The following is a 20,413-nucleotide window of genomic DNA, read 5'->3' on the forward strand; positions in this document are numbered from 1 at the left end:
CGCGCGGGGAGGCGAACACCGTCATCGTAGAGGGGCCCCGTGCGCATCGCACCCTCTCAGACCCCGGATGCGCACGGGGACTCGGCACCCCGCCCCGGCGCCGTCTACTGTGATCCCATGCCCTCCACCACAGCCTCCGGCGAGACCCGGTCCCTGCGCCGCACGGTCACCACCACGGGCCTGTTCCTGTTCATCCTGGGTGACGTCCTCGGGGCCGGGGTGTACGTCCTGGTCGGCGAGATCGCCGGCCTCTCCGGCGGGGCCGTCTGGGTCCCCCTGGTGGCGGCCCTGGTGCTGGCCCTGCTGACCGCGGGGTCCTATGCCGAACTGGCGACGAAGTACCCGCGGGCCGGGGGCTCCTCGCACTACGCCACCCGTGCCTTCGGGCCGTTCACCGGATTCCTCGTCGGGTTCTGCATGCTGTCCGCCGGGATCGTCTCCGTGGGAGCCCTGGCCCTCGGCTTCGCCGGCGACTACCTGACCGAGTTCATCACCCTGCCCACGGCCCTGGTGGTCATCGTGTTCCTGGGACTGCTGGCCGCGCTGAACGCCCGCGGCATCACGGAGTCGATGGGGGCCAACCGGGTGGCGACGATCATCGAGGTCTCCGGCCTGCTGCTCGTGATCGCCCTGGGCGTGGTCGTGCTCGCCCGCGGCGAGGGGGACCTGGGCCGGCTGGTCGAGCTGGGCACGCCGGAGCGCGGTCCGGTCTCCGCGGTGCTGGCCGGTGCCGTCCTGGGCTTCTACTCCTACGTGGGCTTCGAGACGAGCGTGAACGTCGCCGAGGAGACCAAGGACCCCTCACGGTCCTACCCGCGGGCCCTGTTCGGGGCGCTGGCCGTGGCCGGCGTCGTCTACGCCCTGGTCGGCATGGCCGCCTCGGCGGTGATCCCCACCGAGGAGCTGGCCGCCAGCACCGCCCCGTTGCTGCAGGTGGTCGAGGCCGCCGGCATCATCCCGCCCGTGGTCTTCAGCGTCATCGCCCTGGTGGCGGTGGCCAACGGCGCGCTGCTCACCGGCATCATGTCCTCCCGGCTGGCCTACGGGATGGCCCGGGACGGGTTGCTGCCGCCGGTGCTGGCCGCGCTGCTGCCCCGGCGCCGCACCCCGTGGGTGGCCATCCTGGTCACCACCGCCCTGTCCCTGGTCCTGGCCCTCACCGGCACCCTGGACATCCTGGCCAGCACGATGGTCCTGCTGTTGCTGGTGGTGTTCGCGGCCGTCAACGCCGCCGTGCTCGTGCTGCGCCGCGACGCGGTGGGGCACCGTCACTTCCGGGTGCCCGCGTTCCTGCCGGTCGCCGGGCTGATGTCCTGCATCGCGCTGGCCACGCAGGTGGAGTGGGAGGTGTGGCGGCTGGGCCTGCCGTTCCTGGCCGGCGCCGCCGTCCTCGCGGGGATCGCCGCCTGGCGCCACCGGCGGGCCCGGTCCGGCGCGACCGATGAACCGGCCGTCGAGACGATCGACGCCGGCCGGGGCCGGTCCCGCTGACCCCTCCGGGAGCGCATCGGGAACGGGTGGGCGGCATCCGCGAGAGGATGGGTGCATGCGCCTGTGGACCCTGCACCCCCGGTACCTCGACCGACCCGGCCTGACCGGCGGCTGGCGGGAGGCCCTGCTGGCCCAGGCGGTCCTGGCGGGGCGCACGCGCGGCTACCGATCCCATCCACAGCTGGTCCGCTTCCGGCGGCACGCGGACACCCCTGCGGCGATGGGTGCGTACCTGGCCGCCCTGGCCGACGAGGCCGAGCGGCGCGGCTACCGCTTCGACCGCTCCCGGATCGACTGTCCGCCGGCGGCGTCCGAGACGGGTACGGGTACGGGCACAAAGGACGGGACACCCGGAGCGCCCGGGGCATCCGGGGCTGAGGGCACCCCGTCGGTGACACCCCCGGGCATCCCGCCCGTGCCACCCGTGCCGCCCGTGCCGCCCGTGTCACCGACGATGCCGGTGAGGCCCATCCCGGTCACGGAGGGCCAGGTGGCCTTCGAGTGGCAGCACCTGCTGGCCAAGCTCGCCGAGCGCAGCCCGGACCGGCACGCCGCACTCCGCGCGGTGACCGATCCGGAGGTCCATCCGCTGTTCCAGGTGGTGCCGGGTCCTATCGAGGACTGGGAGCGGCCCTGAGCCGTTCCGCCCACCGTTCCCACGGCTGGGCCTCGCGGAAGTTCAGCTCCAGGGTGCGCCGGGCACGACGCACCCGCCGCACGAGCTGGGAGGCCCCCTTGAGCGATCGCGCGGAGACGCCGACCACGAGCCGGGGATCGAAGCTCACCGCCTGGCCGGGGCCGAGAACCAGGGCGAGGTCCATGTCGTCATGCACCTCCCGCTCCCAGCGGTGCACCCGATCCCTGACCTGGTGCCAGGCCGTGCGGCGCAGGGCCATGTTCGACCCCCACAGCACGGGGCCCGCGGCCGCCGCGTGGCCCAGGACGTAGTAGGCGCCGAGGTAGAGGGTCGCCACCGGCACCCCCACGGGCCTGGGCAGGTCCTCGAAGACCCCCCAGCCCGTGAGCGCCACGGCGGACGGCCGGCGCCGCAGCCCGGCCGCCACCTTCTGGACCCAGTCCGCGGGCGGCACGGAGTCCGCGTCCAGCCGGGCGATGACCGGACTGGACGCGGCGTCATAACCGGCCGCCGCGGCGGCCCAGATCCCGATCCGCTCCTCCTGGACCACGGTGGCCCCGTGGGCCCGTGCGACCTCGCCCGTGGCGTCGGTGGAGGCGTTGTCCACCACGATCACCTCCGCCGGCTCCCGGGTCTGGCGGGCCAGTGCGCGCAGGCACCGATCCAGCAGGACCGCGTCGTTGCGTGCGGGGATCACCACGGTGACGTCGTGGTCGCCCGCGGTCACGGCGTCCTGCCGTCCGCGGTCAGCCGGCGGTACAGCACGCCCGCGGTCAGGGAACCGGCCAGGCCGGCGGCCAGGTCCCCGATCGTGTCGTCGTACCCGACCTGGATGGCCGGATCCAGATAGGTGTGGCCCACCCATTCCCCGAACTCCCAGGCCACGGCGAGCAGCACCCCCAGGGCGGTGGCGAGCAGGACGGTCCCGGCGGCGGCCCCACCCGGGCGGAGCCAGCCCGCCCGGTAGACCCCGGCCGTGACCAGGACGGCGAGCAGCCCGGTCACGGCGAAGTGCGCGGCGATGTCCAGCCAGGAGACCCGCTGGTAGGCGTCGGCCATGGCCGCCCCGGCGGCGGCCGGCAGGGCCACGGCGGTCGCGGCCTGCACGGCGGGCCGCAGGGGGGCGAGCCGGATCACCACGTGGCCCAGCAGCACCAGGGCGAACAGGGCGACCGCCACGGCACCGTCGAGCAGGCCGGCCAGCAGGCTGACCACGGTGAGCACGGCTGCGGCGTCCGCGACGAGTCCGGTCCACCGTCCCTCGACCTTCAGGGTCCGCCAGGCCTCCGTCCGCAGGGGCCGTGCCCGGGTCCGGGTGCGGGTCCGCTCAGCCACGCAGGCCGATCCAGAGGAAGAGCATCGTGAGCGCGAAACCGGTGAGCATGTTCAGCCACAGGAACCGCCGCCAGCCGGCGTTGGCCGCCTCGCAGCGATCATCGGGCAGGGACCGGAACGGCAGGATGCTCAGGATGTACGGGATCGCCAGCAGTCCCGCCAGCACCCCGGGCCAGCCGGCCAGCACCATCACGACGCCGGCCGCCGCGTAGAGCCCGATGGCCACGCGCACGGTGGTCGCGGTCCCCAGGACCGTGGCGATCGACCCGATGCCCGCCTCGCGGTCCGCGGTGACGTCCTGCACGGCGCCGAAGGCCTGCGAGGCCATGCCCCACAGGAAGAACGCCACGAGGGAGGCGGCCGCCGTCACCGTCCAGGCGCCGTCGGCCAGGGCCAGGCCGAATGCGGCCGGGCCCACGAAGTGCGTGGACGAGGTCATCGAGTCCAGCACCGGTCGTTCCTTGAGCCGGATCCGCGGGGCCGAGTAACCGACCACCGCGGCCAGCGTCACGGCCAGCACGAGGGTCGAGACCAGGTCCCCGAACGCCACGAGGGCCACCACGAAGGGCAGGGCCAGCAGGCCGGAGGCCCACAGGGTCACCCCGTGCCACCGGTCCGACAGCACGATGCCCTCGATGCCGCCCTTGCGCGGATTGCGCAGGTCGGACTCGTAGTCGAAGACGTCGTTGATCCCGTACATCAACAGGTTGTAGGGGATCAGGAAGAACAGGGTCCCGATCACCAGCTCCGCGGTGAGCCCGCCGCCCGAGAGCAGGTAGGCCGCCGCGAACGGATAGGCGGTGTTGACCCAGCTCACCGGCCGGGAGGAGCCCAGCAGCTGGCGCGTCGCCTCACCCAGCACCATCGTCATGGCCGCTCCCGGGGGTGGTTCCGGGCGTCGGTCCGGGCGTTGGTCCAGGGGCCGGCAGGAGAGGCGGGGGCGGGGTGCAGCAGCTCCCACAGCGAGGGCAGCAGCAGTCCGGCCGCGAGCGGCCAGGCGAAGTCCTCCACGGGCGCGAGGCCCAGATACCAGCCCACCAGCAGCTCCTCGTTGTACCGGAACAGGTCCGCGGCGATCATGAGGTTGTCGAACACGGCGGTCAGGACCATCAGGGCGAGGACCGTCAGGCCGGTGACGGCCCACCACCTCGGCCCGAGCCGCCGTCGCCGGGTGGCGACCACGGCCACCGCCGCGGCGAGCGCCAGGAAGGCCAGGGCCAGGACCGGGTAGCTCATGACCGCTCCCCCGTCGCCAGCGTCCGGCGTGCCGGCCGGTGAGTCCGGTCTCGGCGGTCCGTCCGGGCCGTCCGGTCCGCCTGTTCCGTCCGTGTCCGTCCGCCCAGGGCCAGCACGAGCAGCCCGCGCAGCACCAGGGTCAGGTAGCACAGGAAGAGGATGAAGAGGATCTCCTCCAGCGGCAGCTCGGGAGCCAGCATGATGCCGGTCATGGCCTCGCTCGTGCCCGCCGCATAGTGCTGGGAAGCGATGGCGACCAGGTCCCAGGCCAGGAAGAAGGCCAGTCCCACGGCCAGGACCACGGCACCGGCCCGCGGGGCGCGCCACAGCACCAGGCGGAACCGGCGGTCGAGCAGCGCCATGCAGCCGAGGCTGGCCAGCAGTGAGACGAGGTAGATCACCGCCATGAGTCCCCCGTCCCCACCGGGGCCGGCCCGGCCGCCGGGACCGGGCCGGACGGCGTCGGGCCACCGATCGTGGGAAGGAGCGGTGCGGCCAGCGGACTGGCGGAGTGGTCCCCGCGCAGCCTCTTGAGCAGGATCTCCGCGCTGATCAGGCACATCGGCAGGCCGATGCCCGGGATAGTGCTGGAGCCGGCGTAGTAGAGGGACCTCACGCGGCGGGAGACGTTGCCGGTGCGGAACATGGCGCTCTGGGCCAGGGTGTGCGCGGGGCCGAGCATGCCGCCCCGCCAGGCCCCGAGGTCACGGGCGAAGTCGGCCGGTCCCACGGTGCGCCGCACCACCACCCGCTCGGCCAGGTCCGGCACGTCCGCCCAGCGGGCGACCTGGTCGATGGCCGCGTCGGCGATGGCCTCCACGGCCGGGTCCCCGCCACCGTCCGGCCCTCCGCCGCCCAGGCCGGGATCGGCCGGCATCGGGACCAGGACGAAGAGGTTCTCGTGGCCGGCCGGCGCCACGTGCGGGTCCGTGGCCGAGGGCCGGCACACGTAGACCGAGGCCGGGTCCGGGACGTCACCGGCGCGGATGGCCCCGAAGTTGGCGTCCCAGTCACGGGTGAAGAACAGGGAGTGGTGGGGCAGTTGCGGCAGGTCCCCGCGCACCCCGAGCATCACCAGCACCGCGCCGGGGCCGGACGTGCGCTTGCGCCAGTACGCCTCCGGGTAGGTCTGCAGGCCCTGCGGGAGCAGGGTGGTCTCGGTGTGGTGCAGGTCGGCGGCGGAGACCACGACGTCGGCCGGCAGCACGCGCTCGGCCCCGTCCCGTCCGCGCACGCGCACGCCCGTGGCGCGGGCCCGGGCCCCCGAGACCAGGTCACGCACCCCGCGGTTCCCGCGGCGACCGGTGCCGGCCGGTTCCGTGAGGATGGCCGTGGCCGGGGTCGCCGCGTGCAGGCGGACGCCGGACTCGCGGGCCAGGCGCACCATCACGTCGATCAGCCCGGTGAACCCGCCCTGCGGGTACAGCACCCCGCCGGTCAGGTCGAGGGCACTCATCAGGTGGTACATGCTCGGGGTCCGGTCCGGGGAGGAACCGAGGAACACCGCCGGGTAACCGAGCACCTGCCGCAACCGGTGGTCGGTGAAGTGCCGGCCGGTGAACCGCTCCAGGGACTCCAGCAGCAGCGGACCCAGTCGGTGGAGCTGGGTGAGCAGGTCGCGGTCGAGGAACGGGCGGTAGGAGGTGAAGGAGGTGTACAGGAACCGGCCGATGGCCATGTCGTAGGTTCGTTGCGCGGAGTCGAGGTACCGCTCCAGCGCACGGCCGGCTCCGGGCTCGACCTGTTCGAAGAGCTCCACGTTGGCCTGCCGGTCCGCCGCGATGTCCAGCGGCCGGGACTCCCCCTCGAAGAACACCCGGTAGCCGGGATCCAGCTGCTGCAGGTCCAGCTCGGCGGCGGCGGAGGTGCCCAGCAGGCGGAAGAAGTGGTCGAAGACCTCGGGCATCAGGTACCAGGACGGTCCGGTGTCGAACCGGAAGCCGTCCCGTTCCCAGCTCCCCGCCCGGCCGCCGAAGTCCTCGCGGGCCTCCACGAGGTCCACGCTGTATCCGTCCCGCGCCAGCAGGGCCGCGGAGGCCAGTCCGGAGATCCCCCCGCCGATGACCACGACTCGCTCGCTCATGCTGTCCTTCCTGCCAGGGCCTTCACCAGGATCACGGCCTTCTGTCCGTCCGGGACCCGGATGCGGGACTCGCGGATCCGGGCCGCCGGCGTGGACCGCAGGCGCCTGGACAGCGCCGAGTACAGCGCGTGGGCCGCCCGCACCGCCCGCCGGCTCGAGTCGGGCAGCAGCCGGATGGCCTCCGCGGCGGCCGCGAGGTCGGCGTCGATGTCGTCCAGGAGTTCGTCCCGGTGGGCGTCGCTGAACGCGGCCGGGTCCAGGCCGGGGAAATAGGTCCGGCCCAGCTGGTCGTGGTCGTCGGCGAGGTCACGGAGGAAGTTGACCTTCTGGAACGCCGCACCCAGTCGCTCGGCCCCGGGCCGGAGCCGCTCGTAGGCCGCCACGTCACCACCGGTGAACACGCGCAGGCACATCAGGCCGACCACCTCGGCGGACCCGTGCACGTAGTCGGACAGGCTCTGGGCGTCATGCCGGGAGCGGACCAGGTCGGCGCGCATGGAGGCGAAGAACGGCCCCACGAGCCCGGGCCCGATCCCGAACCGGCGGGCCGTCAGCGCGAAGGCGTGCACCACGAGGTTGGAGCTGCGGGTGCTGTCCAGGGCGCGGTAGGTCTCGGCCTCGAGCTCGTCCAGCTGTTCCCGGCGCCATGCCGGGGTCAGGGCCGGGTCCGGATCGTCGACGATCTCGTCGGCCACCCGCACCAGGGCGTAGATGTTCCGCACGTGGGTCCGGACCGGCCGGGCCAGCAACCGGGTCGCCCAGCCGAAGGATGTCGAGTAGCCGGCGATGACCTGGGCGGCGCTGGCCTGGGCGACGTCGTCATAGCGGTGGTCCGGGGCGCTCATGACCGCCCCGCCATCGACTGGGCCCCCTCGCGGCGCGACAGGCCTGCGGGAGCGGCACCGGGCACCGCGCCGGGCACCGTGTCCGACGCCGGGGCGGTCGTCCGCCCGCGGTCCGGGGCCGCCAGCAGGGCCGACGTCGCCGCCTGCCGGATCTCCTCGGCCATCCCGGCCAGCACGGCGTGCAGCGCCGGGGTCAGGGGTGGCCGGCCGGCGGCCGCCAGGGCGTCGTCGAGGAACTCATTGGCCAGGGCGGTGACCCGCTGGCGGGCACCGCAGTCCGTCAGCAGCGCGCGGGCGCGGTCGGCGCCGCGGTCGTCGAGGGCGGGATTCCCCACCAGCGCGCGCAACTCGGTCCAGGCGCCGGTGGACCGGGCGTGCGCGATCAGCGCGGTGGGCTTGCCCTCGCGCAGGTCGGACAGGGTGCCCTTGCCCGAGCGTTCCGGGTCGCCGAACACGCCGAGCAGGTCGTCGAGCAGCTGGAAGCCGATGCCGAGGTGGCGCCCGACCGGGGCCAGCGCAGCCACCGCCGCCGCCGGGGCGCCCGCCAGCACGGCACCGGCCTGCAGGGGCAGCACGAAGGAGTAGACGGCCGTCTTCAGCTCGGCCACGCGCACGGCGTCCGCCACGCTCGCCGTCCGCCCGTCCACCGGCAGGGCGAGCCCGACGTCGGCCAGCTCGCCCGCCGCGGAGGCGTGCACCGCGTCCTCGAGCAGGTCCAGCAGGTCCTCGGTCACCTCCGGGGACGCCCCGCAGCGGGCGATCATCCGGGTGGCGGTGACGAGGGCCAGGTCACCGGCCAGCAGCCCTGCGGCCGCCCCGTAGTGGTGGGCGACCGGTTCGGCCGCGCCCCGCCGTCGGGCCTCCGCGGCGAAGGTGCCGGACACGTTCAGCCGGCCCCGCCGCACCTCGTCACCGTCGATGACGTCGTCGTGCACCACGAAGGAGGTGTGCAGGATCTCCAGGGCCGCACCGACGCGGTCCACGAGTCCGGGCTCGGTACCGCCCAGCGCGGCGTGGGTCTCGGTCAGCAGGTGCGGCCGGAAGCGCTTGCCGCCCTCGACCGCCGTGGCCAGGGCGGCCCAGAGGTCCCGGTGCCCGGTGCCGAACCGCCCGGACCGGGCCGCGCCCTCGTCCAGGACGTCCTGGATCTCGCGCTCGACGCCGCTCATGACCCGCTCCCCCCGCGCTGCGGGACACCACCGGCCAGGACCGGCAGGACGCCGGGGAGCTGTTCGACCAGCCAGGGGCTCACGGACCACGGGGCCGCGCCCACCCACCGTTCCAGCTCCTGCGGGCTCACCCACCGGTGTTCCATCGCCTCCTCGGGGTTGGGCTGCACGGCACCGGCGGCCCGGGCCACGTAGACCGGGCAGAGCTCGTTCTCCACGATCCCGGAGGCGTCCACGGCGCGGTACCGGAAGTCCGGCAGGACGCAGCGCACGTCCTCGACCACCAGTCCCAGCTCGTGGCGCGCATAGCGGTTCACCGTGTCGAGGCCGTCCTCGTCCTGCCGGGGGTGCCCGCAGAAGGAGTTGGTCCAGACGCCCGGCCACGCGCGCTTGGACAGAGCCCTCCGGGTAACCAGCACGTGGCCGTCGTCGCGGTAGACGTAGCAGGAGAACGCGCGGTGCAGCGGGGTGGACTCGTCGTGGACGGTGGCCCGGGGGGCCAGGCCCACGGTGCGGCCCTCGTCGTCCACGAGGATCACGTGGTCGTCGGTCGTCTGCTCCATGGCGGGTTCCCCTTCCGGGCGGTGCCGGCGTCGTCGCTCATAGCCTAAGCGTCCCGGATGCGATGTATCACGATCGTAGTGTTTCTAGCCTGGCTAGTGAAATTGAGCGTACCATCAGGGGCGTGGTCGATCTACCGGGTGATGAGCGGGCTCGCGGGTACTGGTTCGAGGAGTCGGACGGCGCCGTGGAGATCCTGCGCGCCCTGCGCCGGTTCCGGGTCGCCGACCGGGACATGCGCCGGCGGATGAGCGAGGGCATGGACATGAACGCCACCGACGTGGACGCCCTGCGCTTCGTCATCGCCCGCCAGGGGGCCGGCGAGGCCGTCACTCCCCGCGCGCTGGCCACTCACCTGGGCATCTCCACGGCCTCGACCACGAAGCTGCTGGACCGGCTGGGCCGGTCCGGTCACCTGCGCCGGGAACCCCATCCCCGGGACCGGCGTTCCGTGGTCGTCGTGGCCACCGACCACGCCCACGCCGAGGTCCGGGCGCGCCTGTCGCTCATGCACCGGCGCATGATGGAGGTGGCCCAGGCCGTCCCGGAGGCCTCGCGGCCGGACGTGGCCCGGTTCCTGGAGGAGATGGCGGAATGCCTCAGCGCCGAGGACACCCTCGAGGACGCGGGCCCGCTGACGGCTGCACCCCCGCCGCCTGAGGGCTCCGGCGAGCCGATAGGCTGAACCCGGACATCGCCCATCGTCTTCGGAGGTACCCCGCATGAACACCCTCGTGAGCAAGCTCATCACCACCGGCGTCACGATCGCCGGCGGCCTCATCGGCACCAAGGTCGTCGAGTTCGGCTGGAAGAAGGTCACCGGTCACGATGCCCCCAAGGACCTCGAGGACACGGACAACAACATGTGGGAGGCCATCGCCTTCGCCACGATCGCCGCGGGCATCGCCGCGCTGATCCGGGTGACCTCCCAGCGCGGGGCCAACGAGGCCATCGAGCGGATGCAGGCCCGGTCCGCGAAGTCCGTCAAGGTCGGCCGCGGGGAGGTCTGATCCGGCCGGCCGGGAGTGGGCCCTGCGCCTCGCGCTGCCGCGCTCCCGGCCGGCCTGGCCCGCAGTCCCCCGGACCCCTGTCCCTCAGAGCGCTCGGCGCTCAGTCCCGGCCGTGATGGTCCGTGGGATCGGGCTGGGGCACGGTGCGCCGGTCCGCGGTGGCCGCCGGCCGGCCCTGGTCGTCGTGGCTGGCCACGACGTCGGCCAGCTCGTCCGTAAAGAGCATCTCCCGCTTCAGGTGCTTGGTCCGGTACCCGGCCCGGCCCACCAGGTGGGCGGAGACCGGTGCGGTCAGCATCTGCAGCACCCAGGCCAGGATCAGCACGGGGACCCAGACCCACGCCCGCCACGCGAAGGCCAGGGCCACCAGGACCAGCAGCAGGCCCAGCACCTGGGGCTTGGTCCCGGCGTGCATCCGCGAGAGCTGGTCCGGGAAGCGCAGCAGGCCGATGCCGGCCACGGTGGACAGGGAGGCCCCCAGGATCAGCAGGACGGCGGCGATCCCGTCGGCGATCTCGGGCCACGACTCAAGCATGCTCGACCGGCTCCTTCTTGCGCTCGGCGACGAACCGGGACAGCGTCACCGATCCGACGAACCCGATCACGGAGGCCACCACCACGAACACGATGTTGTCCGTGTGGTGGTTCAGGGCCATCTCCACGCACAGCGCCGAGGAGATGACGATCAGCAGGACGTCGGTGGCGATGGCGCGGTCCAGGATGGACGGCCCCGCCACGATCCGGTAGATGGCCGCGATGCCGCCCCCGGCCAGCAGGGCCAGGCTGAGGTACCCGGCGATGTCCAGCAGGCTCATGACCTCCCCCTCCCTGTGCCCACGGTGGCGCGTCGGGCCTCGTCGTCCTTGACCAGGGCGAGGTCGGCCTTCGTGCCGATGGCGCGGATGATGGCGGCCTCGGTGGCCAGTGCCTCGTTCCGGAATCCCTCGACCGCCTCGGCGTTCCCCGCGTCCAGCACGTGCAGGAACAGCGTGGAGCTGGGCCGGTCCACGTCGATGACCAGCGAGCCGGGGACCAGGGCGAGGGCATGGCCGGTGAGGGTGACGATGAGGTCGTCGTGGCTGCGCAGCTGCACGGCCACCACCGAGTTCACGATGCTCGGGCCCTTGGTGATGGCGTCCCAGGCCACGCTGACCGAGGCCGTCACCACGTGCCCGAGGAACCGCACGGTGAAGACCAGGAAGTACCAGAGGTTGAACCGGTCCGAGAACTGCACCCGGGGCAACCGGTAGAACCACAGGATCAGCACCGAGAACAGGACGCCGGCGAGCAGCACGCCCGGGGAGAAGTCCTGCCACAGCGCGCCCCAGGTCAGCGTCAGCCCGAGCAGGATGGGCCACTGCGTCCAGAACGGAGGACCGTCCTGCTGGTCATCGCTCACGCTCACGGCGTGCCCCCTTCCGTACCCGGGCTCGTGTCCTCGTCCTGCGAGCCGCCCGGGTCGCCGGGGACCTCTCCGCCCGGGCGGGTGCCGGCGTCCTCGCCCTCGCTGTCAGCGCCGTCGATCGGCCGGAAGGTCCCCGGCCCGGAATTCTCCTGCTCCTGGGGCGTCACGATGCCCCGGTCCTCGAGCTGGCCGACGTCCAGGGCGGCCTGCGCGGCGGCCTCCTCCCCCAGCACGGCCTCGATGTACGGGGTCCGCGCGAGCATGTCCGTGGCCGCACGGTCGGAGAAGGAGTACAGCGGCCCCGCGAGCACCGTGAAGGACAGTCCCAGGGCGACCAGGCCGATGGTCGGGGCGACGAGGCCAACCGTCGGGCCGCGGACCGTACGGCCCCTCCCGTCTCCGGCCTCCCGGGTGGCCGTCGAGGACGCCAGCGAGGCCTCGTGGGAGTCCATGGCCAGCACGAGCTTGGCGGGCGGGTGCTCGACGTCCTCCACGCGGCGCCAGAACGCACGGGTCCACACCCGGACCATGACGAGCAGGGTGAGCAGGGAGGTGACCACCGAGCCGATGACCAGGGCCCAGGCCATCATGCTGTCCGCCCCCACGCCGGCCTGGACGAGTCCCACCTTGCCGAGGAAACCCGAGAACGGCGGGATGCCCGCGAGGTTCATGGCCGGCAGGAAGAACAGGATGGCGATGAGCGGGGAGATCCGGGCCAGTCCACCCAGCCGGTCCACGTTCGCCGTGCCGGCACGCTGCTCGATCAGTCCGGTGACCAGGAACAGGGAGGTCTGCACCGTGATGTGGTGGACCACGTAGAAGATGGTGGCGCCCAGGCCGAGCACGTTGGACATCCCCAGCCCGAAGATCATGTAGCCGATGTGCGAGACCAGGGTGAAGGAGAGCACGCGCTTGATGTCGTTCTGCGCGAGGGCCCCGAGGATACCCACGATCATCGTCAGGAGGGCGATCCAGAGCAGGACGGCGTTCACCCGGTCACCGGGGAACAACAGGGTCTCGGTCCGCACGATCGCGTAGACGCCGACCTTGGTGAGCAGCCCCGCGAACACCGCGGTCACCGGCGCGGGGGCGGTGGGGTAGGAGTCCGGCAGCCAGAAGGACAACGGGAACACCGCCGCCTTGATGCCGAAGCCCACGAGCAGCATCACGTGCAGCACCATCTGCACGTCCGGGTCGAGCTGGGCGAGCTTGCCGGCCAGGTCCGCCATGTTCACGGTCCCGGTCGCACCGTAGATCATGGCGATGGCCGCCAGGAAGACCACCGAGGAGATGACCGAGACCACCACGTAGGTCACGCCGGCCCGCACCCGCGGCCCGGTGCCGCCGAGGGTGAGCAGGACGTACGACGCCGTCAGCAGCATCTCGAAGCCGACGTACAGGTTGAACAGGTCCCCGGCGAGGAACGCGTTGGACACCCCGGCCACCAGGATGAGGAAGGTGGGGTGGAAGATCGAGACCGGCCCGCCCTGGTCCTGGTCCGTGACGCCCTGGGCGGAGGCGTAGACGAGGACGGCGAGCACGACGGCCGAGGAGATCACCAGCATCAGCGCCGAGAACCGGTCCACCACCATGGTGATGCCCCACGGGGCCTCCCACCCCCCGAGGAAGACAGCGACCGCGCCGGTGTCCCAGGTGGCTGCCAGCAGCAGGCATTCCAGCAGGAGGGTGATGGTGATGGTCGTGACCGTGACCGCGATCTGGGCCCGCGGGCGCCGGACCAGCACGAAGGCCAGTGCGGCCCCGAGGATCGGCATTAGCACCGCCAGGGGGGCGAGGGAGACGAGGCCCTGGTCCATCAGCCATCTCCCTTCCGTCGGCGGCCCCGGGGGGCCCGACCGTCACCGTCTCGCGTGTCCTGCCGGTTGTCCTGCTGGTGCTCCGTGGACCGCGGCGGGCGGGAGCGCGGGCTGCCGGCCCGCTCGTCCTCATCGGGGAGGTGATCGTCGTGCCCGCTGGACCCGACGGGGCGTTCGCCCTCCTCCATCTCCTGCACTCTGCGGCGGCCGCCTCGGGCGGAGGACTCGGACCGGCCGGCCTGCGGCCGGACCCGGACCGTGCCGTCCCGCTGGGGCTTGACCGGCAGCGGCCCCGTGGCCGGATTGATGGCCGTCGCGTGCTCGTAGTCGGCGTTCGGGTCCTCGTCCTCGTCGAGGAACTCGGAGGTCTCCTCCAGCAGTTCGGCGTCGTCCTCTGCGTCGAAGGACGGCTGCTCGGCCACCTTGACGTCCTCGGTGTCCACGAGGACCTCGTCCCTCCGGCCCAGCTTCCAGGACCGGTAGATCATCCCCAGCATGAACGCCGTGATCGCGAAGGAGATCACGATCGCGGTCAGGGTCAGGGCCTGCGGTAGTGGGTCCGTGTACGCCCCGGGGGCCAGGCCGTCCTCGACGAGCGGAGCCTCCCCCGGGGCGCCGGACATGATGAGGATCAGCATGTTGGTGGCGTTGGTCATCAGCAGGATGCCCAGCAGCACCCGGGTCAGGGTGCGCTCCAGCAGCAGGTAGACACCACCGGCGTACATGACGCCCATGACGAGGAGCAGGACGATGTTCACGCTCACGAGATCACCCTCCCCGCATCCGGTGAGACGGGCAGGCCGGCGCGGGCCGGGTCCCTGCCGTCACCGGAGGTGCTGCCGCCGGCCGGGACCGCGGAGGATGCCTCGGCCGCGGCCCCGGCCTCCCGGCGGCGCTGCTGGGCCTCGGCCTGAGCGGTCCCCTCGGCCTCCGAGCGGCGGTCCACCTCAGAACCGAGCGACCGCAGGACGTCGATGACGAGGCCGACGACCACGAGGTACACGCCGATGTCGAAGACGGTCGAACTGACGAACTTGACGTCGCCGATCACCGGAAGGGCGAACTCGACGATCGCCGACTGGAAGACCTGCCCGCCGAACAGCAGGGGCACGGCCCCGGTCAGGGCTGCGATGGCCAGCCCGGAACCCAGCAGCACGCCCGCGGGGATGGGCATGGCCTGTTCCAGTTCGTACCGGCCACCGGCCAGGTAGCGGATGGTCAGTGCCAGACCGGCGATCAGCCCGCCGGCGAAGCCGCCGCCCGGGGTGTTGTGACCGGCCAGGAGCAGGTAGATGGACAGCAGGATGATGACGTGGAAGATCAGGCGGGTGACCACCTCGAAGATGATGGAGCGCCGTTCGGGCGCCACGGTGCGCCCGGCCACCAGCCACTGGTCCTGGTCCACGATGGCGAACTTGCGGACGGCCGCCAGTTCCCGCCGTTCCCGCGCGTCCTGCGCCCGGTAGCGACCGACCGAACCCGACGCGACGTCCTGCAGGTTCCCCGCCTGCCGGTCCCGGTGCTGGATGAACACCAGCGACGCCACACCGGTGGCGGCCGCCGCGAGCACGGCGATCTCGCCGAAGGTGTCCCAGGCGCGGATGTCCACCAGCAGGACGTTGACGATGTTCGCGCCACCGCCCTCCTCGTACGCCAGCCGTGGCATCTCCAGGGAGATCCGCTCGGCCGTGCGGGAGGCCAGGGCGGTGACGGCCACGGCCACCATGACCGCGCCGAAGGCGATGCCGAGGATGGCCCGGGGCACCTTGAAGTCCGAGCGGCGTCGGGTGTACCAGCCCGGTGGGAGCATGCGCAGCCCCAGCACCATGGCCACCAGGACGATCGACTCCACCAGCAACTGCGTCAGCGCCAGGTCCGGAGCACCCTGCAGCGCGAAGATCGCGGCGAGCCCGTACCCGGTCACGGAGATCAGCAGCACGGCCATGAAGCGCTTCCGGGCCCGGATGGCGGCGAACGTCGCCACGATCATGGCGGCCCCGACCAGCACCTGGGCGATCGTGTCCGCCCAGGTCCATTGCGCCGAGCCGAGGATGGACTCCGCAAGCCCCGTTCCGCCGTCGTTCTCCTGGGGGAAGAGCAGCGCCAGGAGCGGTGCGAGCAGGGCCACCGAGAGGATGATGAACAGGTAGTAGCTCAGCGAACCGCGCTGGGTGCGGCCGGTGACCCAGATGGCCACGTCGTCCAGCGCGGCCAGCGAGGCCCGGTAGAGGCGCTGGGCGTCCACCCAGGACGGCACCGCGGCCTGGAACCGGGCCACCGGGTCCTTCACCGCGTACAGGACGAGGCCGGTCAGGATCACGGCCACCGAGAGCCCGAGCACCGGGGTGAGCCCGTGCCACAGCGCGAGGTAGGCCGGTTCGGACCCCGGTTCCAGGGGCGCCATCGACGCGCCGAACGCGGCGGGCAGGGCCTCCATGGCGCCGGGGATGAGGGCACCGGCCACACAGGCCAGCGCCAGCAGGGCGGAGGGGCCGAGTGCACTCGCCGTGACGGGGCCGTGGAAGCGGGTGTCCTCCACCTGGACGATCCCCTCGTCCGTGGGCAGGGTCTTGGTGGCGAAGGCGCCCCACAGGAAGCGGGCGGAGTACGCGACGGTCAGCACCGTGCCCACGGCCACGAGGACCAGCGGCGTCCAGGCCCAGACGGAGGCCCACAGGCCGGCACCGGCCGCACCGTGCTGACCCCAGTGCGTGAGCGACTCCAGGACCGATTCCTTGGCCACGAAGCCGAACAGTGGCGGGATGCCCGCCATCGAGGCGGCACAGACCACGGCCGTGCCGAACAGCCACGGATGGTTGCGGCCGATGCCCGAGAGCCGGGCCAGGTCGCGGGTTCCCGCCTCGTGGTCGATGATGCCGACTACCATGAACAACGGGGCCTTGAACAGGGCGTGGGCCGCGAGCATCGCCAGCCCGGCCATGGCGGCGTCTCGGTCACCCAGGCCGTTGGCCACCATGAGGAAACCGAGCTGGGACACCGTGCCGTAGGCCAGGATGAGCTTGATGTCCGTCTGGCGCAGGGCCCGCCAGCCGCCGACCAGCATGGTCCAGAGCCCGACGCCGATCACCAGCACCTGCCACCAGCCGGACTCCGCGAAGGCCGGCGCCAGCCGCGCCACGAGGTAGACGCCGGCCTTGACCATGGCGGCCGCGTGCAGGTAGGCCGAGACCGGGGTGGGGGCGGCCATGGCGGCGGGCAGCCAGAAGTGGAAGGGCACCTGGGCGGACTTGGAGAGGGCGCCGACGAGGACCAGCACGATCGCCCACTCCATGAACGCCCCGGCGTAGGGGCCGGAGAGCAGCTCCGGGCCGGCGGTCACGATCTCGGAGAGCCGGTAGGTCCCGGCGGCCTGGCCCAGCATGACGAGGCCGACCAGCATGGACAGTCCGCCCAGGGTGGTGACCACGAGGGCCTGGATGGCGGAACGGCGGGCGAAGATGCGGTGGGCTGAGTAGCCGATCAGCAGGAATGACAGGACGGAGGTCAGTTCCCAGAAGGTGTAGAGGACGATCAGGTCATCCGTGGTGACCAGCCCGAACATGGAGCCCGCGAAGGCCACCAGTTGGGCTCCGAAGGAGGCGTTCCGCGCCTCGTGACGCTGGAAGTAGCGGGCGCAGTAGGCCAGGACGAGGGCGCCGACGCCCAGGATGATCAGGCCCATGAACGCGGCCAGGGCGTCCATCCGGAAGGACAGCTCGATGCCCAGGTCGGGGATCCACGCGTAGGTCTGGACCAGTCCGGTGCCGGCCCCGGAGGGCGGGGAGGCCCCGGAGTTGACGCTGTCCTGCAGCGCGAGGACCTCGGGGAGCTGGAACAGGAGCCAGACGAAGCCGAGGGCCGGTACGGCGGCCAGGACGTAGAAGCCGTTGCGGTCCGCGAACCGGAAGATGATCGGCGCCACCAATGCCACTGCGAAGAGTGCAATGAGCACGGTGAGCATGCGGCGGCCTCCAGCATCTAGATCGGGGAGTCCTGACCCATACTACCGGGCGCGCCCGACCGCGTTGACCGGGCGGCCGTTCCGGACAGGCCTGCAGCGGTGCCTCCCGGGGGCGACACCTCACCGGATCAGGGCGTGTCTCCCCTGGTCATCACCGTTCCGCGCCACGCGGTCGAGGGCCTGCGGGCCCTGTCCCGGGGATGCGTCAGCGGGCGCCCAGCCGTTCATCGGCCCTCGGGTCGCGGACCCGCAGGAGCAGGACCATTCCGAGGACGAGCACCAGCAGGATGGCCGGCACCATGGCGCGGGAGTCCCCGGTCAGTGCGATCGCCACGGAGATCAGGGCCGGTGCCATGAAGGACACCGCCCGCCCGGTGGTGGCGTACAGCCCGTAGATCTCCCCGGCCCGCTCCTCCGAGGTCAGCCGGCCGAGGAAGGAGCGCGAGGCCGACTGCACGGGACCGACGAAGAAGCACAGCGCCAGGCCGAAGATCCAGAAGGCGGTGGTGCCGTCGAGGAAGAAGACGATGGTGGCGGAGACGATCAGCCCGACCAGGGACCCCAGGATGACGCGCTTGGGACCCACCCGGTCGTCGATCCAGCCGCCGAGGAAGGACCCCGCCGCCGCCACGATGTTGGCGGCGATGCCGAAGATCAGGATGTCCGCCGGGTCCACCCCGTAGACCGTGACACCCAGGATCGCGCCGTAGGCGAACACCGCGCCCACCCCGTCGCGGAACACCGCCGAGGAGACGAGGAACCAGAAGGTGTTGCGGTCACGGCGCCACAGCCCGGTGACGGTGCGCAGCAGGATCCGGTAGGACTCCAGGACGCTGACCTTCCCGCCCCGCCCGCCGGTCCGGTTCTCGGGGACGGCGAACAGCAGGGGCAGGGCGAACACCAGGAACCAGAGGGCGGAGAACAGCGCGACCACGCGGACGTTCATCGCGTCCTCATTCGTGATCCCGAACCAGTGGGTGTCCCCCGCGATGAACCCGACGTAGAGGACCAGCAGCAGGAAGATCCCGCCCACGTAACCGGCGCCCCAGCCGATCCCGGACACCTTGCCGATGGTCCCGGGCGTGGCCACCTGCAGCAGCATGGCGTTGTAGTTCACCCCGGCGAACTCGAAGGCCACGTTGGCGGCGGCGATGAGGACGACGCCGAGCAACAGGTAGGACTCCTGCGGGCGCACGAGGAAGCACAGCGCCGTCAGGACGATGACCACGGCGGTGTTGAGGCCCAGCCAGAGCTTGCGCCTCCCGCCGCGGTCGGAGCGCTGGCCGATCACGGGTGCGGTCAGCGCGATGAGCAGCCCCCCGAGGGCATTGGCCGAGGTCAGCCACTGGGTGCCCCGGTCGTCCGGGCCGAAGGCGTCCGAGGCCAGGTAGGTGGCGAACACGAAGGTCACCATCACGGCGTTGAAGGATGCCGAACCCCAGTCCCACAGCGCCCAGGCGGTGACGTGCTTGCGGTTCAGGCGGCGCGCGAGCGGCCCGGCGTCGTCGGTTGCGCCCGCCTGGGGACCGGGCGCTGACGTGGGCTCGGACGCCGGCGGAGTGGAGTGGTTCATGCGGGGCATCGTACTGGCCACGGGAAGCACGGGAGTGAACACCCGCCCCCGGGTGAGACTGGGTGCGGAGTGGCATGCACAGAGTGGAGCCGGCATCCATGGGCCGAATCCATCCCCTGGTAACCGGTCGTGAGGGATGAGATCCACCCAGGAGGAGTCCACGCGTGCGGACATGGGGTCCTCGGTGCGGACCGTGACGCCGGTCCGTTCCTCCAGGGCCGCCACCGCCCGGCCGTTCGTCAACACTCTCCCCGGCGTCCCGCCGCGTCCCGCTGCAGCTCGCCCAGCATGGGGTCATGCCCCCTCCCCGTCCCTTACCGGAGATGTTGCGGTCCCAACCCTTCACCCGCTCCGAGGCTCTGGCTCTCGGCGTGACGGACAAGCGGCTCCGGAGTTCAGACATCGTCCGCCTGGGTCACGGCCTCTATGCAGACACCATCGCCCACTTCGGTTGGCCCTCCGAGTACGAGACCCCGGGTCACGGATGGGGACTTGCCGCTCTCGCCGCCGTCCAGCGGCAGTATCCGGGAGCCTTCATCTCCCACGTCACTGCGGCGCACGTGTTCAGGCTCCCCCTGCCGGACAGCGTGCTCTCGGACCAGGACATTCACCTGACCTGGCCCCCCGGGGCAAGCCGTGCGCAGCGCCGGGGGGTCCGCAGTCATCGGCATCCGTTGCTGCCCTCCGAGAGGGTGCGATTCCGTCGTTTGAACCTGACCTCCCCGGCCCGGACCCTGATTGACCTGGCCGCGGACGAACGCCTGGCCTTCGTGGACCTGGTGGTCGTGTCCGACGCGATCGTCAATCGCCCGTACCGGCCGGGTGGGCGTATCGACGGCCTGGACACCCCGGCGGGACTGGCCGCTGCCGTGGCCAGCGCCGGCAGGCGGCCGGGGATACGCAGGGCTCGGCACGTCATCGACCAGACACGGGTCGGGGCCGACTCACCGCAAGAGACCCGCGTCCGGCTGGCCCTCGTGGACGCAGGGCTCCCCGAGCCTGAGCTCCAGGTCAAAGGCGACCCCGCAGAGCGATGGTCTCCCGAGGCCGATCTCGCATACCGGGACCTGAAGATCGCGATCCAGTATGACGGCAAGCACCACCGGTCCAGGGAACAACAGGCAGCGGATGCCTACCGTGACGAGTGGTTTCAGCGACATGGCTGGCTCGTCGTCAGGCTGACGTGGGCGGACCAGGCGCAGGGCTTCGCGCGGCTGATCCGGCTGGTCCGCGAGCGCCTGACTGGGCCCTCGGCCTAGGCGGCCGCGCTGCAACGACCGGCCGGACCGT

The 20,413-nt window shown here is 72.2% G+C and carries 21 protein-coding genes; 5 read left to right on the forward strand and 16 right to left on the reverse strand.

Annotated elements, in window-relative coordinates; all coding sequences use genetic code 11:
• The first annotated feature begins 117 nt into the window (after positions 1-117).
• Together PLJ28_RS02175 and PLJ28_RS02180 are read left to right on the forward strand one after the other, a co-directional pair.
• Positions 118-1,491, forward strand: coding sequence for an APC family permease (locus PLJ28_RS02175; RefSeq protein ID WP_183527887.1), 1,374 nt, complete (start codon positions 118-120; stop codon positions 1,489-1,491).
• Positions 1,492-1,546: 55 nt separating this feature from the next.
• Positions 1,547-2,128: a pyrimidine dimer DNA glycosylase/endonuclease V gene (locus PLJ28_RS02180; protein ID WP_183527889.1), complete on the forward strand. Its 582-nt coding sequence runs from the start codon at positions 1,547-1,549 to the stop codon at positions 2,126-2,128.
• Here the strand turns inward: PLJ28_RS02180 and PLJ28_RS02185 are convergent.
• From PLJ28_RS02185 to idi, 9 genes are read right to left on the reverse strand one after another with little or no spacing between them, the layout of a single operon-like run.
• Positions 2,103-2,855, reverse strand: coding sequence for a glycosyltransferase family 2 protein (locus PLJ28_RS02185; RefSeq protein ID WP_183527891.1), 753 nt, complete (start codon positions 2,853-2,855; stop codon positions 2,103-2,105). The two genes, PLJ28_RS02180 and PLJ28_RS02185, sit on opposite strands and share 26 nt — an antisense overlap.
• On the reverse strand, positions 2,852-3,463 hold the full coding sequence (locus PLJ28_RS02190) for a DUF2238 domain-containing protein (protein WP_183527893.1): 612 nt from the start codon (positions 3,461-3,463) through the stop codon (positions 2,852-2,854). Before PLJ28_RS02190 ends, PLJ28_RS02185 begins: the two co-directional genes overlap by 4 nt.
• Positions 3,456-4,334, reverse strand: coding sequence for a prenyltransferase (locus PLJ28_RS02195; protein ID WP_183527895.1), 879 nt, complete (start codon positions 4,332-4,334; stop codon positions 3,456-3,458). Before PLJ28_RS02195 ends, PLJ28_RS02190 begins: the two co-directional genes overlap by 8 nt.
• Positions 4,331-4,699 (reverse strand): lycopene cyclase domain-containing protein, encoded by a 369-nt coding sequence (locus PLJ28_RS02200; protein ID WP_298044120.1) that lies wholly within the window; start codon positions 4,697-4,699, stop codon positions 4,331-4,333. Before PLJ28_RS02200 ends, PLJ28_RS02195 begins: the two co-directional genes overlap by 4 nt.
• Entirely contained in the window at positions 4,696-5,106 is a 411-nt protein-coding gene (locus PLJ28_RS02205) for a lycopene cyclase domain-containing protein (protein ID WP_183527899.1), read from the reverse strand. The genes PLJ28_RS02200 and PLJ28_RS02205 overlap by 4 nt, the downstream gene beginning before the upstream one ends.
• A complete protein-coding gene (gene crtI, locus PLJ28_RS02210; protein ID WP_298044119.1) occupies positions 5,097-6,782 on the reverse strand; it encodes a phytoene desaturase family protein in 1,686 nt (561 codons plus the stop codon). The genes PLJ28_RS02205 and crtI overlap by 10 nt, the downstream gene beginning before the upstream one ends.
• Positions 6,779-7,627: a phytoene/squalene synthase family protein gene (locus PLJ28_RS02215; protein ID WP_183527903.1), complete on the reverse strand. Its 849-nt coding sequence runs from the start codon at positions 7,625-7,627 to the stop codon at positions 6,779-6,781. The genes crtI and PLJ28_RS02215 overlap by 4 nt, the downstream gene beginning before the upstream one ends.
• On the reverse strand, positions 7,624-8,796 hold the full coding sequence (locus tag PLJ28_RS02220) for a polyprenyl synthetase family protein (protein WP_324589861.1): 1,173 nt from the start codon (positions 8,794-8,796) through the stop codon (positions 7,624-7,626). The genes PLJ28_RS02215 and PLJ28_RS02220 overlap by 4 nt, the downstream gene beginning before the upstream one ends.
• The gene (idi, locus tag PLJ28_RS02225) at positions 8,793-9,359 is read right to left on the reverse strand and encodes an isopentenyl-diphosphate Delta-isomerase (RefSeq protein WP_183527907.1); all 567 of its coding nucleotides are present in this window, start codon (positions 9,357-9,359) and stop codon (positions 8,793-8,795) included. The genes PLJ28_RS02220 and idi overlap by 4 nt, the downstream gene beginning before the upstream one ends.
• 122 nt (positions 9,360-9,481) lie before the next feature.
• Between idi and PLJ28_RS02230 the strand changes: the two genes are divergently transcribed.
• Together PLJ28_RS02230 and PLJ28_RS02235 are read left to right on the forward strand one after the other, a co-directional pair.
• Positions 9,482-10,042: a MarR family winged helix-turn-helix transcriptional regulator gene (locus tag PLJ28_RS02230; protein WP_324589862.1), complete on the forward strand. Its 561-nt coding sequence runs from the start codon at positions 9,482-9,484 to the stop codon at positions 10,040-10,042.
• A gap of 37 nt (positions 10,043-10,079) precedes the next feature.
• The gene (locus PLJ28_RS02235) at positions 10,080-10,367 is read left to right on the forward strand and encodes a DUF4235 domain-containing protein (protein ID WP_183527909.1); all 288 of its coding nucleotides are present in this window, start codon (positions 10,080-10,082) and stop codon (positions 10,365-10,367) included.
• 100 nt (positions 10,368-10,467) lie between these two features.
• On the opposite strand, the gene mnhG is transcribed toward PLJ28_RS02235, so the two are convergent.
• From mnhG to PLJ28_RS02270, 7 genes are all read right to left on the reverse strand, one after another.
• Positions 10,468-10,902 carry a monovalent cation/H(+) antiporter subunit G gene (gene mnhG, locus PLJ28_RS02240; protein ID WP_183527911.1) on the reverse strand — a complete coding sequence of 145 codons (435 nt, stop codon included), beginning with the start codon at positions 10,900-10,902 and terminating at the stop codon, positions 10,468-10,470.
• Positions 10,895-11,182, reverse strand: a complete 288-nt coding sequence (locus PLJ28_RS02245) for an MrpF/PhaF family protein (RefSeq protein ID WP_183527913.1) — start codon at positions 11,180-11,182, stop codon at positions 10,895-10,897. Before PLJ28_RS02245 ends, mnhG begins: the two co-directional genes overlap by 8 nt.
• Positions 11,179-11,772 (reverse strand): Na+/H+ antiporter subunit E, encoded by a 594-nt coding sequence (locus tag PLJ28_RS02250; RefSeq protein ID WP_183527915.1) that lies wholly within the window; start codon positions 11,770-11,772, stop codon positions 11,179-11,181. The genes PLJ28_RS02245 and PLJ28_RS02250 overlap by 4 nt, the downstream gene beginning before the upstream one ends.
• A complete protein-coding gene (locus PLJ28_RS02255; protein WP_183527917.1) occupies positions 11,769-13,589 on the reverse strand; it encodes a Na+/H+ antiporter subunit D in 1,821 nt (606 codons plus the stop codon). Before PLJ28_RS02255 ends, PLJ28_RS02250 begins: the two co-directional genes overlap by 4 nt.
• Complete coding sequence (locus PLJ28_RS15975) at positions 13,589-14,353, reverse strand: Na(+)/H(+) antiporter subunit C (RefSeq protein ID WP_183527919.1); 765 nt, start codon at positions 14,351-14,353, stop codon at positions 13,589-13,591. The genes PLJ28_RS02255 and PLJ28_RS15975 overlap by 1 nt, the downstream gene beginning before the upstream one ends.
• Complete coding sequence (locus PLJ28_RS02265; RefSeq protein ID WP_298044114.1) at positions 14,350-17,550, reverse strand: Na+/H+ antiporter subunit A; 3,201 nt, start codon at positions 17,548-17,550, stop codon at positions 14,350-14,352. Before PLJ28_RS02265 ends, PLJ28_RS15975 begins: the two co-directional genes overlap by 4 nt.
• Before the next feature lie 205 nt (positions 17,551-17,755).
• Positions 17,756-19,123, reverse strand: coding sequence for an MFS transporter (locus tag PLJ28_RS02270; protein WP_183527923.1), 1,368 nt, complete (start codon positions 19,121-19,123; stop codon positions 17,756-17,758).
• A 707-nt stretch (positions 19,124-19,830) separates the two neighbouring features.
• On the opposite strand from PLJ28_RS02270, the gene PLJ28_RS02275 reads away from it, so the two are divergent.
• On the forward strand, positions 19,831-20,382 hold the full coding sequence (locus tag PLJ28_RS02275) for an endonuclease domain-containing protein (protein ID WP_183527925.1): 552 nt from the start codon (positions 19,831-19,833) through the stop codon (positions 20,380-20,382).
• The last annotated feature ends 31 nt before the right edge of the window (positions 20,383-20,413 follow it).

This window comes from Citricoccus sp. (assembly GCF_035445025.1).
In the GTDB taxonomy this organism is placed as follows: domain Bacteria; phylum Actinomycetota; class Actinomycetes; order Actinomycetales; family Micrococcaceae; genus Citricoccus.

What these genes read in the sequence shown, in the direction of transcription:
- idi (WP_183527907.1), bottom strand. Translation starts at nt 9,359, where the DNA reads ATGGAGCAGACGACCGACGACCACGTGATCCTCGTGGACGACGAGGGC.
- PLJ28_RS02235 (WP_183527909.1), top strand. Translation starts at nt 10,080, where the DNA reads ATGAACACCCTCGTGAGCAAGCTCATCACCACCGGCGTCACGATCGCC.
- PLJ28_RS02200 (WP_298044120.1), bottom strand. Translation starts at nt 4,699, where the DNA reads ATGAGCTACCCGGTCCTGGCCCTGGCCTTCCTGGCGCTCGCCGCGGCG.
- PLJ28_RS02220 (WP_324589861.1), bottom strand. Translation starts at nt 8,796, where the DNA reads ATGAGCGGCGTCGAGCGCGAGATCCAGGACGTCCTGGACGAGGGCGCG.
- PLJ28_RS02255 (WP_183527917.1), bottom strand. Translation starts at nt 13,589, where the DNA reads ATGGACCAGGGCCTCGTCTCCCTCGCCCCCCTGGCGGTGCTAATGCCG.
- PLJ28_RS02245 (WP_183527913.1), bottom strand. Translation starts at nt 11,182, where the DNA reads ATGAGCCTGCTGGACATCGCCGGGTACCTCAGCCTGGCCCTGCTGGCC.
- PLJ28_RS02215 (WP_183527903.1), bottom strand. Translation starts at nt 7,627, where the DNA reads ATGAGCGCCCCGGACCACCGCTATGACGACGTCGCCCAGGCCAGCGCC.
- PLJ28_RS02270 (WP_183527923.1), bottom strand. Translation starts at nt 19,123, where the DNA reads ATGAACCACTCCACTCCGCCGGCGTCCGAGCCCACGTCAGCGCCCGGT.
- PLJ28_RS02195 (WP_183527895.1), bottom strand. Translation starts at nt 4,334, where the DNA reads ATGACGATGGTGCTGGGTGAGGCGACGCGCCAGCTGCTGGGCTCCTCC.
- PLJ28_RS02265 (WP_298044114.1), bottom strand. Translation starts at nt 17,550, where the DNA reads ATGCTCACCGTGCTCATTGCACTCTTCGCAGTGGCATTGGTGGCGCCG.
- crtI (WP_298044119.1), bottom strand. Translation starts at nt 6,782, where the DNA reads ATGAGCGAGCGAGTCGTGGTCATCGGCGGGGGGATCTCCGGACTGGCC.
- mnhG (WP_183527911.1), bottom strand. Translation starts at nt 10,902, where the DNA reads ATGCTTGAGTCGTGGCCCGAGATCGCCGACGGGATCGCCGCCGTCCTG.
- PLJ28_RS02180 (WP_183527889.1), top strand. Translation starts at nt 1,547, where the DNA reads ATGCGCCTGTGGACCCTGCACCCCCGGTACCTCGACCGACCCGGCCTG.
- PLJ28_RS02205 (WP_183527899.1), bottom strand. Translation starts at nt 5,106, where the DNA reads ATGGCGGTGATCTACCTCGTCTCACTGCTGGCCAGCCTCGGCTGCATG.
- PLJ28_RS02175 (WP_183527887.1), top strand. Translation starts at nt 118, where the DNA reads ATGCCCTCCACCACAGCCTCCGGCGAGACCCGGTCCCTGCGCCGCACG.